This is a genomic window from Spirosoma oryzae, assembly GCF_003002825.1.
GTDB lineage: Bacteria > Bacteroidota > Bacteroidia > Cytophagales > Spirosomataceae > Spirosoma > Spirosoma oryzae.
Window position 1 is genome coordinate 259,958 of sequence record NZ_PVTE01000006.1, and the last position, 13,736, is coordinate 273,693.

9 protein-coding genes are annotated in these 13,736 nt (G+C 54.4%); 1 reads left to right on the top strand and 8 read right to left on the bottom strand.

The window, feature by feature from the left end; translation table 11 throughout:
- Positions 1–85: 85 nt before the first annotated feature.
- The 3 genes from CLV58_RS09160 to CLV58_RS09170 all read right to left on the bottom strand — a co-directional run bounded on the left by CLV58_RS09160 (position 86) and on the right by CLV58_RS09170 (position 3,598).
- Positions 86–2,467, bottom strand: coding sequence for an ABC transporter permease (locus tag CLV58_RS09160; RefSeq protein WP_106137485.1), 2,382 nt, complete (start codon positions 2,465–2,467; stop codon positions 86–88).
- Between the two features lie 201 nt (positions 2,468–2,668).
- Positions 2,669–3,361: a LytR/AlgR family response regulator transcription factor gene (locus CLV58_RS09165; RefSeq protein ID WP_106137486.1), complete on the bottom strand. Its 693-nt coding sequence runs from the start codon at positions 3,359–3,361 to the stop codon at positions 2,669–2,671.
- 12 nt (positions 3,362–3,373) lie between these two features.
- On the bottom strand, positions 3,374–3,598 hold the full coding sequence (locus tag CLV58_RS09170) for a hypothetical protein (RefSeq protein WP_106137487.1): 225 nt from the start codon (positions 3,596–3,598) through the stop codon (positions 3,374–3,376).
- 25 nt (positions 3,599–3,623) lie between these two features.
- On the opposite strand from CLV58_RS09170, the gene CLV58_RS09175 reads away from it, so the two are divergent.
- On the top strand, positions 3,624–3,866 hold the full coding sequence (locus CLV58_RS09175; RefSeq protein ID WP_106137488.1) for a hypothetical protein: 243 nt from the start codon (positions 3,624–3,626) through the stop codon (positions 3,864–3,866).
- 34 nt (positions 3,867–3,900) lie between these two features.
- Here CLV58_RS09175 and CLV58_RS09180 read toward each other — a convergent pair whose 3' ends face one another.
- The 5 genes from CLV58_RS09180 to CLV58_RS09200 form a co-directional block, all read right to left on the bottom strand.
- The gene (locus tag CLV58_RS09180; protein WP_106137489.1) at positions 3,901–5,454 is read right to left on the bottom strand and encodes a sensor histidine kinase; all 1,554 of its coding nucleotides are present in this window, start codon (positions 5,452–5,454) and stop codon (positions 3,901–3,903) included.
- A gap of 180 nt (positions 5,455–5,634) precedes the next feature.
- Positions 5,635–8,064, bottom strand: coding sequence for an ABC transporter permease (locus tag CLV58_RS09185; protein WP_106137490.1), 2,430 nt, complete (start codon positions 8,062–8,064; stop codon positions 5,635–5,637).
- A 12-nt stretch (positions 8,065–8,076) separates the two neighbouring features.
- On the bottom strand, positions 8,077–10,494 hold the full coding sequence (locus CLV58_RS09190; RefSeq protein WP_106137491.1) for an ABC transporter permease: 2,418 nt from the start codon (positions 10,492–10,494) through the stop codon (positions 8,077–8,079).
- 12 nt (positions 10,495–10,506) lie between these two features.
- The gene (locus CLV58_RS09195; RefSeq protein WP_106137492.1) at positions 10,507–12,918 is read right to left on the bottom strand and encodes an ABC transporter permease; all 2,412 of its coding nucleotides are present in this window, start codon (positions 12,916–12,918) and stop codon (positions 10,507–10,509) included.
- 289 nt (positions 12,919–13,207) lie between these two features.
- Positions 13,208–13,609, bottom strand: coding sequence for a GlcG/HbpS family heme-binding protein (locus CLV58_RS09200; RefSeq protein ID WP_106137493.1), 402 nt, complete (start codon positions 13,607–13,609; stop codon positions 13,208–13,210).
- Positions 13,610–13,736 lie beyond the last annotated feature (127 nt).

The following is a 13,736-nucleotide window of genomic DNA, read 5'->3' on the forward strand; positions in this document are numbered from 1 at the left end:
ATTGGTTAGTTAGATTTGATATATCCGGCCTTGATTCATCCGGGTGCTGGACCATCCGGGAGTAGAGCCGCAAAGGGTTGCGGCTCTACTCCGAACGTAGTGACTTAACCGGATTGACTGTTGCCGCCCGGATGCTCTGAAAGCTGACCGTCAGTAAGGCAATGACCGTAGTGAGCAGACCGGCCAGGGCGAACAGCCACCAGCTCAGTTCGATCGTATAGGCGAAATTCTGGAGCCACTGCTGCATGGCGTACCAGGCAAGGGGCGACGCGATCACAATGGCGATGAGTATCAGCTTGAGGAAGTCACGAGACAGCAGGGCGACAATACTGGCGACGGATGCGCCGAGTACTTTCCGAACGCCGATTTCTTTGGTCCGCTGTTCGGCTGCGAACGCAACCAGCCCGAACAAGCCCAGACAGGCAATGAAGATAGCCAATATGGTAAACGTCAGCAGCACGTCGCCCTGCTTCTGTTCGGCCTGGTACTGCTTCGAGAAATTTTCGTCCAGAAAGTGAAAATCAGGCGTAGCCGTGGGCGAGAACGTCCGGTAAACAGTCTGGATATAGGCCAGCGCTGCCGGTACGTTGCCCGCACGAACCCGAACGTACAGATTGTCTTTATCCGGTGCCGTCGGCATCTGTAGCACCAGCGGCTCGACTTTGTGTTGAAGCGAATAGGTGTGGAAATCCTTGACAACGCCGACGATGCGGGCTTCGGCCGTGTGGTTGGCCTGATCGATAAAATAACGGACCCGCTTGCCAACCGGCTGCGGACCAAGCTGCCGCGCCAGGGTCTGATTGATCAGTACGGCGTTCGACGCGTCGCTTTTAAAGGACGGGGAAAAATTGCGGCCGCTTTCCAGCTCGATCTCCAGCGTAGGCAGGTAGTCCGGGTCGACGAGGAATCGTTGAACCAGCTGTGGATTGGGACCGAACGCACCCTGTTGCTCGAAAAACATACTCGTGCCGCCGATGTTGTTGTTGCCAATCGGATTGCTGGCGGCAGCCGCCCCTTCGATCAGCGGGTTGCGGACCAGAGCTTCCTTCAACGCGTCGACACGCTGCCGGACGGCTTCGTCGTCGATGTGAAAAGTGAGCACCTGTTCTTTGTTGAACCCTAAATCTGCCTGGCTGACAAACTGCATCTGCCGGTACACAACGACTGAGCAGGCGATCAGCGCGACGGTGGCAACGAACTGAAAGACAACCAGCGCCTGCCGGAGCCTGACCGGGTTTTGCGGGCTGCTCTGTTGGCCACGCAGGGCTGAAACCGGTCGGAAACCCGACATCCGCAGGGCGGGGTATAAGCCGCTCAGCGTACCGATCAGTACCGAAAACAGCGCGACCGTCAACAACGTACTGGACCAACTGCCCAGCGACAAGGCTTTGTCGGCAAGCTGATTGAAATAAGGCAATGCCATCTCGACCAGCCCGGTACTGACCAGTCCCGCCAGTAGTGTCATCAGCAGCGACTCAGTCAAAAACTGCCCGATCAGTTGCTGGCGGTAGGAGCCGATTGCTTTCCGAACCCCGACTTCGCGTGTGCGTTTGAGGGCGCGAACTGTGTTCAGGTTTACGTAGTTGATACCGGCAATCAGTAAAATCAGCGCGGCTACGGCGGCAAAGATAGAGACTGTGCGCGCGTTGCCATTCGGACCGATTTCGTAGTCCAGATGCGAGTGCAGGTGAATCGATGTCAGGGGCTGTAGTTCCAGGCGATACGTCACGTTGCCCAGTTCCTTCTTCAGGTATTTCGGAAAGAAATCGGTCAGCTTTGCCGACAGCGTTTCGGGGGCGCTACCCTTTGCCAGCAACAGATACGTGTACAGTTCCGACTGCTGCCACCCACTTGTATAGTTATCGGGAAGGGACCGTAGGGCGCTGAATTGCAGGTGCGAGTTCGTTGGTACATCCTCGATAACGCCCGTCACCGTATTCGGAAAATGATTGCTGAACTCGATGACCTTGCCCACCGCGTTACCGGCAGTACCAAACAGCGCTTCGGCGGTGCGCTTCGTCAGCACGATGCTCTGCGGATTACGGAGCGCCGTCCGTGGATCGCCGTACAGAAAGGGAAACGTAAACACGTCGAACACCGTCGAATCGGCGAAGAAGATGGCGGGGACGTCTACTTTTTTGTCGCCGTACGTAATCAGTCCACCGCCTTCCGCGTTGAATCGGACCGTCTTTTCTACGTCCGGATAATCACGTTGCAGGGCTTCCGCAAAGGGGGCCGACGTTGCTGCCATGTGCAGGTCTCCGCCCGGCCACTGCATGTGCTGAACAACCCGGACAATCCGATCGGCATTGGCGTGGAAGCGATCATAACTGCGTTCCTCGACCACGTACAGGACCATGAGCCAGACGGCCGCCATGCCAACGCCCAGCCCGACTATGTTGAGACCGCTGAACAGCTTGTTTTTCCAGAAGGTCCGAAGTGCGATTTTGATGTGGTTACGCAGCATGATCGGTCAGGTTAGTGGGCGCAACAGAGCGACCTGTAGTGTACTGGTCCAAAGTCGTACCAACTAATTAACTGACTGATCGATAGTGATTTACTTACGTGAAAATGACGTCTTTGTCCGTAAACGGACGAGTTGCGTTCACTTGTGGACAGGGTTTATGGATCGAAAAAGACAGACTGGCCGGTCGGGTGTTTTGCCGGGTCAGCGCAGGTTGAGCGCGGTGCGGATGTCGGTCAGCGTGTGTTCATACGACGCACCGATGGGAATCGTATGGTCAGCGATACGAATCTCCTGCCGCGCGATCCGGTCGATTTTTCGAACGGCAATGGCGTATGACCGATGCACCCGTACGAACAGACCGGGCGGGAGTAGCTGTAACGCATCGGTTATCGTTTGTCGACTGAGCAGCCGCCGGGCCGGCAATACAAACGACAGGTAGTTGCCGTCGGCTTCGAGGTACAGAATATCATCGACCCGGACCTTCTCTTCTTCGTAACCCGTCTTGACGAAAATAAACGGCTCTTCGTCGGCACGCGCTGACTGACTATCGAGTGCCTTCGTGCAGGCTTTGAGAAAGCGTGCCAGTGAAAACGGCTTCAGCAGGTAGTCGATCGCATCGAGTTCGAACCCCTGTACGGCATAGTCGGAATAAGCCGTCGTGAAAATGACCATCGGCTTTCGGGGTAGGCACTTCACCACGTCGACCCCCGAAATGTCGGGCATCTTGATGTCCAGAAATACCAGGTCGACCCGGTGCGTTTGCAGGTACGCAATGGCCTCGAAGGCATCGGTGAACGTAGCATCCAGTTGCAGGAACGAGACCTTGGCTGCGTGTAGCCGGATTACGTCCAGTGCCTGTGGTTCGTCGTCGATAGCAATTGCAGTCAGGGCCATGCGCAGTTCAGATTACTTCGTCCAGCGATCTTCTCCCAACGTCAACAGACCGGAAACGGTGCCGTCGGCGGCAACCTCAACGGTACAGGATGCGTCATTCGCCTGTAGTAAAAAACGCAACTGTGGCTGCGCATTACCGGTCGAAGCTGGACTGGCTGATACGAAGCCAATCAGCAGTTGAGCGATCACAACCGGAATCAGCCAGAGTAATAGCAGGGGAAGATAAACGCGTTTCATGAGCAAGATAAGTTAAGTTGACTTTATGAATGAATTGCTGGACAATGATCGGATTGGGCTCTGGCAGTTTCGGGCTGGTGGTGACGCTGATTATGTTGAGACATACTGTGCGATGCCCAAACTACGGAGCATACTGCGCCGTGTCGCGTTGGCCGCAAACCCCGTTCTGATCATTCAGCCGACGGCGCAGAGCCGAATCAAAAACCTCGTGGCTGTGGTTGATGCCTTGCAGTTGAACGGGTGGATTACGTACATGTTGGTGTTTTAACGATTCGAGCGATGCGGCTTGTTGAGCCACCTTGTCAGCAGACCAGCGTCAGCGAGACGAAATAATCCTGTTCCGACTGCTGAATGTCGAGTGTGTGTCGACCCGGATAGATCAGTTGCAGGCGTTTCCGAACGTTGTCCAGCCCGACGCCAGAGCGTGTGCGTTCGGGATCGGTCGACTCGGCCGGGCGTGGGTGGCGCGAATTATGCACTTTGAAGTACAGTGTCGTTGCGTCCAGGGTGAGCGTAATGAAAATCCAGGACGGACTCCGCAAACTGATACCGTGTTTGAACGCGTTTTCCACGAAGGGCGTCAGCAGCATAGGGGCGATGTAGATCTCGCGGTTGGGTTGCTGAATCGTCACCCGAATATCGATGGGATGTGTTTCATCGACCCGCAATCGCTGGATGTCGATGTAGTTGTGCAGGTATTCGATCTCCTTGTCGAGCGGGATGCGGTCGTGGTTATTTTCCTGCAACATAAACCGCATCATGTCGCCCAGCTTCTGAATGCCGTCGGCGGTCTTTTCACTGTTTTCCTTGAGTGCCGTCGCGTACAGACTGTTCAGCGCATTGAACAGAAAGTGCGGGTTGATCTGCGCCCGCAGGCTGGACAGTTCCGCCGACTTGGCCGACACCTGCGTTTGAAGCACTGTTTTCTCGCGATTCAGCACCCGGCGTCCGTACGCAATCGCTACCGAGCCGATCACGACGATGGCACTGTACGTAATAATCGGATCGAGGGAGCGGTAGTAAAACTGAGTGCTTGCCTGCCAGATAACGGTCGTTACGACAAGAACGGCCAATATAAAGATGCCGACTGTGAAGGGTGAAATCGCATTCAGATTGACTGACCTGCTGAGCAGGTGTCTGTAAATGATCGCCTGGAAAAACAGGATCTGAACGCCCAATCCCAGATACAGTAGAACGTCGCGAAACGACTCCTGCCACAAGGTGGGAGGCAGGTGTAAATCCATGGCGAAGAATATCAGCAGTACGGTAATACTACTAATCAGCAGATAACCAACGACGCGGAGAACGGGCAGCGACTCCTGCCGGGTGTTGTCGGACAAGTACACGTAGTACCCCCGAATAATCTCGTACGTGGCCAGCAGAATCCCCAGCCCAATCGCGTCGGCCAATACGGTTCGTTTGCGATAGAGTGAATAAACCTCGATGCCGAAAATATCGCCCGACTCGAAACGCCTGTGGCGAACGTACTGCTTCAGGTAGTGGTAAACGAAAGCACTTGCCAGCAGCAGTATTACCGTCAGGCCGACGTACAGCCAACCCGCTCTGCTGGCAGTCTGCGCCGACAGCCGGGGATAAGCGAGGTACCGAAAGATTGCCCAGGCTCCCAGAAACAGGCCGACGCCCGCAATGAGTGGCACATTGTTGTTCAGAAAATAATCGTAGTTCTCCAGTTCCGGCCAGTATATATTAGCCGGGATACCGTCGCTACTGGCAGAAAGGCCAACTATACTATCGAACTCATTAGACTCAGCTATCAGGCGACGGACGACGTACACCGTTGCCAGGCCGATCAGAAATAGCGGTTCTACGTATCGTGTGCGTGACTGTTCCCACATAGCTGTTGCTTGATTTTTGATCAAAGCTAGGGCGAGCTAAAACGTGTGTGGGGAAAATGGGTTGAACCGGCTGAAAAATGGGATGAATTTGGTGCTAGGGTGGGTTGCTGAACTGATTATCTGATCTCATTCATCCTGTTGCTGAGCCATCCAGGTGCTGAGCCGCAAAGGGTTGCGGCTCTACTCCGAACGTAATGACTTGACGGGATTGACTAAGGCGGCCCGGATGCTTTGAAAACTGACCGTTAGTAGCGCAATACCAATCGCCAATAGTCCGGCCAGGGCAAAGACCCACCATTCAATCGTAATCTTGTAGGCGAAGTCCTGGAGCCACTGCTGCATGGCGTAGTAGGCAATGGGGGAAGCTATTACAATGGCGATGAGGACCAGCTTGAGGAAGTCGCGGGAAAGCAGGGCAACAATACTGGTGACGGATGCGCCCAACACCTTGCGAACGCCAATCTCTTTGGTCCGCTGCTGCGCGGTAAACGTGGCCAGCCCGAACAGACCCAGACAGGCAACGAAGATGGTCAGGCCGGCGAACAAACCCAGGATTTGACCCGTCTTCTGCTCGGCCAGATACGTTTTGTTGAAGTTCTCGTCCAGGAACGAATAGACAAACGGCTCGTCGGGGAGCAGCGTAGCCCACTGTTGTTTCAGATTCGCCAGCAAACCAGTTACGTCGCCCGGTTTGGTCTTGACGATAAGATTGCCACCTCCCTGCCCCAGCGTCATCAGCAATGGGGATATCGCTTCATGCAGGGACCGGAAATGGAAATCGCGCACGATACCGATGACCGTATACGTTTTCGCCGTCCCGTCGTTGTCGGGGTGGGTGATCGTATGGCCAATGGCTTTGTCGCCCCAGCCCAGTGCTTTAGCCGCCGTTTCGTTCAGTACAATGGCCGATGAGTCGGTACCGTACTGGGGTGAGAATGCACGACCAGTTACCAGTTGCATACCCATTGTAGCCAGATAGCGATAATCGACAGTATAGCAGAGCGTTTTGGTTAGCTGGGCGTCGTTGTTGTCGGCGTAGACAATGAAGTTGTTCGATTCACTGGGGCCGGCGGGGAGATACGACGAAAGACTCGCGTTGACTACCCGCGAGTCGCGCAGAAGCTGGTCGCGCAGAACGGCCTGCTGCGGACCGAGTTGCCAGGCCTGCGGCAGTATCAGTACCTGCTCCCGGTCATAACCCAGATTTTTATGTTGTATGTAGCTAAGCTGTTGATAGACTACGGTCGTGCCGATAATCAATAGGCTGGACATGAAAAACTGAAACACGACCAGACCGCTGCGTAACCCCACACCCGATCGGCCCACCGTTTTTGATACATTCCCGCCTTTCAGCACGGTGATGGGTTTGAACGACGACAGGAAGAAAGCGGGATAGCTGCCGGCCAGCACGCCGATGAGAAGTCCGAACAGCAACAGACCTGTCACCATGCCGGGTAGTTGCTCGTAGCGTAGCGTCAATGCCTTCCCGGCCAGTTCGTTGAAAGCGGGTAATACTGTCCAGATCAGCCCAAGGGCCAGTACCATAGCAATCGTCGTCAGCAGAATCGACTCGATCAGAAACTGACTGATCAGTGCCTGTTTGAGCGATCCCATGACTTTGCGAATGCCGACTTCGCGGGCTCGTTTGGTCGCGCCCGCCGTCGACAGATTCATGAAGTTGATGCAGGCGATCAGCAACATGAACAGGGCCGTAGCGCCGAATATGTACACGTACTGGATGTTACCCGCCGGTTCGATCTCGCTGGTCAGACTCGAATGCAGGTGAATGTCGGTGAGCGGCTGCAGGAACAGGCCGACGCTGTTGCCCTTCTGCCGAAACTGCGCCATGCTCATGCCAAACGCCTGCTGAAGCTGCGGCCCCATGTACGTACTGACAAGCTGCGGTAACTTCGCTTCCAGTCGCTTGTAATCGTAGCCTTCGGGCAGCACCAGATACGTGTAGAAGTTCGATGCCATCCACGACGTCGACGTTGCTTCGGGGCTGTTCGCCATTGAAAGCAGAAAGTCGATGTGGAAATGCGCGTTTGACGGCATCGCGTCGATTAAGCCGGTAACCGTATACGTCGTCGACTCGCCCTTGATACGCAGTACTTTGCCGATGGGGTCATCAGTGCCGAAATATTTCTGCGCAACGGGCTGCGTGATGACGACGGTGTTTGGGCGGGTCAGTGCTGTGCGGGGATTCCCGGCGCGGAAGGGTAGCGTGAATACGTCGAAAAACGTAGAGTCGACAAAGGCAACGGCGTCTTCCTTGAACGTTTTGTCCTTATAGCTGAACAGCGCCGAGCCACCCCGCCGGAGTCGGGTTACAGCCTGTATTTCCGGGTAGTTGACTTTGAGCGTCTGAGCTGTTGGAGCCATAACCGTCGCTTCGGCAATCTGCCCACCGTTCATCGTTCCCCGAAAAATAACCCGGACAATGCGGTCGGCTTTTTCGTTGAATCGGTCGTAGCTGAGTTCGTCCAGTACAAACAGGCTGATAAGTAGACAGGTGGCCAGCCCAATCGCCAGTCCGACGATGTTGATGGCCGAGAAGGCTTTGTTGCGCAGCAGATTCCGCCAGGCAATCTTGAGATAGTTCGTCAGCATGGTTGGGATGGTTTATTCGCTGCGGAGTGATTTGACGGGATTGACCAACGCGGCTTTGATGCTTTGAAACGATACGGTTAGCAAGGCAATACCTACCGCTAAGAGTCCGGCCAGTGCGAATATCCACCACGAAATGTCGATGCGGTAAGCGAAGTCCTGCAACCATTGGTGCATCGCATACCAGGCAATGGGGGAAGCTACTACAATGGCGATGAACACGAGTTTTAAAAAGTCGCGGGAGAGCAGCGCCACGATGCTTGTTACACTGGCGCCGAGGACCTTGCGAACCCCGATCTCTTTTTTTCGTTGCTGAGCCGTGAAGGTGACGAGACCCAGTAGACCTAAGCAGGAAACCAGCACCGCCAGCAGGGTGAAAAAACCGAATAACTGCCCAAACCGGTCATCCGCCCGGTACTGTCTGTCGTACTGTTCATCCAGAAAGGAAAACTCGAACGGGTCCGTGGGAAAGAAGCGCTGCCAGGCTTGCCGGATAACCCCGACCATCCGGGTCGATTCGCTGCCCGCTAGTTTGATGGAGATTGGTCCGGCAATGGTGGGGTTGAGACGCAGTATAAGCGGGTCGTAGGCTTCGCGGGGTGATTGCTGGTGGAAGTTGTCAATAACACCCACGATGGTGAGTTTATCGTCCCAAAAATCGATTTGCTGACCGATGGCTTTAGCGGGGTCGGTAAAGCCCAGTTGCCGTAAGGCCGTTCGATTGAAAATAACCGCGTCTTTCTCGCCAAGTGCTGAATCGAAATTCCGGCCTGCTACTAGTTTTAACCCGTACGTATTGATAAAGTCGTAATCGGTGTTGATGATCCGGTATTGTTTTCCCTCCTCGTTGGGCCTGCCAAACAAGCGAAGCCCACCCGCCACAAATTCCACTTTCTCGCCGGGAACGGTAGACGATACGGTCAACTGCCGTACCCCCGACTCAGTGCGCAGGTACGTTTTAAAGGCCTTCATTCTGCCCGCCCGCGTCGAGTCATCGACGGGCCTGCTCAGCACCATCGTCTGATCAATGGCCACGCCCAGGTTCTGGCTGCGCATGAATTGTAGTTGCCGGAACACTGTGATGGTGGCTACCAGCAAGAACACCGACGCGGCAAACTGAACGACAACCAGCGATTTACGGAGCGCAATTCCCTCGCGAAATCCGGCCAGCCCACTTTTGAGTACAGCAACCGGCTTGAATCCAGACAGGACAAAGGCAGGATACAAGCCCGACAGCACTGTTCCAATGGCATACATAACACCCAAACCTAGCCAGAACCGTCCCGACGTGACGAAATCATAGGTCAGTTGCTGGTCGGTAAACTGATTAAATAAGGGCAGAGCCGCTGTGATCAGGGCGAAAGCGCCACCGACTGCGATCAGGTTGAGTAGAGCCGATTCAATCATAAACTGCCCGATCAACTGACTTCGGTGCGAACCCACGGCCTTGCGGACACCCACCTCTTTTGCCCGGCTGACGGCCCGTGCTGTCGCCAGATTGACGTAATTGATCCAGGCAATGCCGATGATAAACAAGGCTACGCAGAGTAGCACGTACACCGCATTGCCATCGCCGTTTGGTCCGGCTTCGTACAGCAAGTGCGAATACAGGTGAATATCGGTCAGCGGCTGAAGGTGAAGCGAAAGCCCATCGCCCGTTTTTGGGTCGCGCTGATTCTGGCCGACCGTGAAGGCCGGCAGCTTACTGGCCAAGGCCTGCCTGTCTGCACCGGGCTTTAGGAGCAGATATGTTAAACAGCCGTCCCATGTCCAGGCGTTATCCAGGCTCTTGTCCGGTTCTTTTTTCGGATTATTTAATGTCTCAAACGTACTGAACGATAGCAGATAGTCGGCCTGTAGGTGCGAGTTTTTGGGGAAATCGGCGAAAATGCCGGTAATCCGGATGGGGGTTTCCCGTTCAAGGCGGACGAGTTGCCCAACCGGATTGGCCGACCCGAACAACCGCTTCGCCAGCGACACCGACAAAACGCCGGTCATGGGTTCCGTCAGCGCCGTTTGCGGGTTGCCCTCTACCAATGGAAACGAGAAGACGTTGAAAAACGAAGGCGTTGCGTACATACCCTTTTCCACCCGAAACTCCCGTCGTTGTACCGCAAGCACGCGCCGGGGCAGTCCATATAGCTTGACATAGTCCGCTACTTCGGGGAAGGCGGCTTTCAGGTGATTGCCTGATGCGAATGGCCCACCAGCCCACTGGGAAGCCATTATGCCATGCTCGTGGCGCTGCGACGTAACGCGAACGATTCGGTCGGCGTTGCGGTGAAACTGATCGTAGCTCCGTTCGACGTTCACGTACTGGAGAAGCAGCATGGTCGCGGCCATACCGACAGCTAACCCCACGATATTAATGGTGGCAAATCCTTTCTCGCGACGCAGGTTCCGCCAGGCAATTTTCAGATAGTTGGTCATCATGGTTGGAATTGTTTATTCGCTGCGGAGCGATTTGACGGGGTTGACCAGGGCGGCTTTGATGCTTTGAAAGCTGACGGTCAGCAACGTGATCGTTATGGTACCCAATACGGCAGCTGCAAAAATCCACCACGACAGGGTAGTGCGATACTGGTAATCGTTCAGCCAGTCGTTAAGGTAATAGTACGCTACGGGTACGGCGATCAGGCAGGCAATAAGAACCAGCCCGACGAAATCTTTCGAGAGGAGAACCCACACGTTCAGGACGCTGGCGCCCAGTACTTTGCGGACGCCAATCTCTTTGGTGCGCTGCTCGGCGGTGAACGAAGCCAGGCCAAACAAGCCCAGGCAGGAAATCAGAATGGCCAGTCCGGCAAAGCCGCCCGCCAGTGTGCCGATGCGCTCTTCGGACGCGAATTTTTTGCCAAACTCCTGATCGGCAAATGAATACACGAACGGAGCCGATGGTACGTATTTCTTGAACGTAGCCTCGATAGCGGCCAGCGACTCACGCGCGCTTCGGTTTGGGTTTAGCTTGAGCACAATCCAGTTGGCGTTCTCGTAATCCATGACGTAAATCGCCTGCTTTACGGGTTCGTAGGGCGATTCGGCTAGCACGTCTTTGACAACGCCCACAATGGTAAAGTACCTGGCTTTGGGCGTACTCGTTTCTCCCCATTTGACGACCGTACCGATCGGGTGTTTGAGGTTCATGAACTTAACCGCAGCTTCGTTGACGATGATCGCGGATGAATCGGTGGTGAACGCTCGTGAAAAATCACGCCCTTCCTTGACCTGCCAGCCGACCGTTTTACCATAGTCATGCGTGACAAATATTTTCGAAAAATCCGGGTCGAGGGCGGGGTCTTTACCAGGCCAGCTAAAGTCGCTATCGTTCGACCACACGCCTGTAAGCGGGCTGGACGATTCCGCCATGTTCTGGATGACGCCCAGGTTGGTCAGTTCGGTTTTGAGCAGGTCGTATTTACCGTAGAAGGCGGGAGACATCATCTCCATCATAACCACGCCGTTGCTATCGTAGCCAATTGGCCGGTTTTTGGTGTGCTGAATCTGCCGGTACACGATGATCGTACCAATAGTCAGCGTCAGCGAAACGGTAAACTGAACGACGACCAGCACCTTGCGGGGGGATGCTGCCAGGCCGCTCGTTCTAATCCGCAGTCCTTTCAGAACCTTGATGGGCTGGAACGAGGAGAGATAAAAGGCCGGATAGCTGCCCGCCAACAGGCCGGTGATGCCAATAAAGCCCAGGCTGATCAGCCAGAACGACACGTTGGTCCAAGGTAAAGAAAGGCGCTTGTCGGCTATCGTATTGAACCAGGGTAACGCAACCAGAACCAGCAGAGTGGCCCCGACGAATGCCAGGCTAACAACCAGAAACGACTCACTGAAAAACTGGCTGACCAACTGACTGCGTTCCGAGCCGACGGCTTTGCGAATCCCGACTTCCTTGGCTCGTTTTTCGGAACGGGCCGTGCTCAGATTCATGAAATTGATGCAGGCCAGCAACAGCACAAAAATACCTACCAGTCCGAACAGTCGTACGTACTGAATGTATCCTCCTGTCTGTACGCCTTCTTCCCAGGCCGAGTACAGCCGCCAGTCGCTCATTGGGTGCAGAAACAGCGTGGAGTTGAATTTCCGTTCGGCAGCGGGTACGTTGTTCAGCTTGGCATTTCTGATGTGCGCGCTCACCGTCGGCATATCGGTGTTGTCGGCGAGTTGCACAAAAAGCTGAAATGAGTTATTGCCCCATTCCTGCTTGTCTAACGATCGCTTTACCCACGGGCTTATCGATACAAACAGGTTCCAGGGGGCAATGAACGTCAGGTTTCGAAACTCCGTACTGAACGGCAGGTCCTCATACACGCCCGTTACGGTTACGTCGGCTCGCCCTTCGATGTTGATGAGTTTGCCCATTGGGTTAACATCACCGAAAAGCGCTTTAGCCGTTGAGGCCGAGAGTAGAATAGAATTCGTATTTGTCAGGCCCTGCCGGGTACCTTTCAGCATGGTCAGCGATAATATTTCGGGCATTTCGGGACCCATATAGTTGCCCGACCGCGCCAGTTTTTTCTCGCCGAACGACAGAACCCGGTCACCCTCCGAGGTGGCCATGGCTATGTGTTTGAAATTATCGCCGTATTTGGTGCGCAACTCGGCATCCAGCGGAGTCGGAATATCCTTCTGCGTACCAATATGCCCGTTGACTGTCTGGTGCTGCATGACCTGGGCAATCTGACTGTAGTTCGCAAACGATTGGTTGAACGACAGCTCATCCCAGATCCACAAACCAATCAGCATAGCCACGGCCATGCCAACTGTTAGTCCACCGATGTTAATAGCCGAGTAACCTTTGTTGCGCAGCAGGTTCCGCCAGGCGATTTTGAGATAGTTTGAGAGCATAGTCGGGTATGGTGAGCTGACTTCGGCCATAAGTCAACTACTATGCCACTACCCAAAATCAGCCTCTGTTGGTCAGAAACGACGTTTTGTTGGACAAATTCTGTCCGCTAACGGACATAGTTTGTCCAGTGTTGAACAGGTTTAAACGTAAATCAGTATGCGTTGGTAACGCTGGGTGAATCGCCTGTGATAGCAATGTCGAGGAACTATAAACGCTGGTCTGCGAAGGGAAAGGGCACGAGCACCAGCATGTGTGTCTGGTGCTCGTGCTCTTTTCTGTTTGCTGTAATTACGCAAGCGCATCAACACCTGCCTGCGCAACCGTGTGATCATTTTCCACCGTGCTGCCCGATACACCAATGGCACCGATAACGGTTCCGCTTGCGTCTTTAATGGGGAGGCCACCAGGGAACGTAATCAGTCCACCATTCGAGTGTTCGATGTTATACAGCGATCCGCCGGGTTGCGACAGCTTACCTAACTCACCCGTTGGCATATCGAAATAGCGGGCTGTGCGGGCTTTGCGTTGCGCGATGTCGATAGAACCCAGCCAGGCATTGTCCATGTGCGCAAACGCAATCAGATTCGCGCCAGCATCGACGATGGCAATGTTCATCAACGTGTTAATGTCTGCGGCTTTGGCTTTAGCCGCCTGAATAGCTTTCTCTGCTTGATCGAGGGTGATACTCATGACGTAGGTAGGGGTTTATGAGTAGTAAGTCGGTAATAACTTATAGTCTACTGTAAAATCAGGCAAATGACTCGTGAGCGTAGTGCTACGACAGCGTAAAAGGGCGTATCTATTCTCAAACGTTAGG

Bases quoted from the DNA above. Each gene is read 5' to 3' on its own strand.
- CLV58_RS09160 (WP_106137485.1), bottom strand. From the start codon at position 2,467: ATGCTGCGTAACCACATCAAAATCGCACTTCGGACCTTCTGGAAAAAC.
- CLV58_RS09165 (WP_106137486.1), bottom strand. From the start codon at position 3,361: ATGGCCCTGACTGCAATTGCTATCGACGACGAACCACAGGCACTGGAC.
- CLV58_RS09170 (WP_106137487.1), bottom strand. From the start codon at position 3,598: ATGAAACGCGTTTATCTTCCCCTGCTATTACTCTGGCTGATTCCGGTT.
- CLV58_RS09175 (WP_106137488.1), top strand. From the start codon at position 3,624: ATGAATGAATTGCTGGACAATGATCGGATTGGGCTCTGGCAGTTTCGG.
- CLV58_RS09180 (WP_106137489.1), bottom strand. From the start codon at position 5,454: ATGTGGGAACAGTCACGCACACGATACGTAGAACCGCTATTTCTGATC.
- CLV58_RS09185 (WP_106137490.1), bottom strand. From the start codon at position 8,064: ATGCTGACGAACTATCTCAAGATTGCCTGGCGGAATCTGCTGCGCAAC.
- CLV58_RS09190 (WP_106137491.1), bottom strand. From the start codon at position 10,494: ATGATGACCAACTATCTGAAAATTGCCTGGCGGAACCTGCGTCGCGAG.
- CLV58_RS09195 (WP_106137492.1), bottom strand. From the start codon at position 12,918: ATGCTCTCAAACTATCTCAAAATCGCCTGGCGGAACCTGCTGCGCAAC.
- CLV58_RS09200 (WP_106137493.1), bottom strand. From the start codon at position 13,609: ATGAGTATCACCCTCGATCAAGCAGAGAAAGCTATTCAGGCGGCTAAA.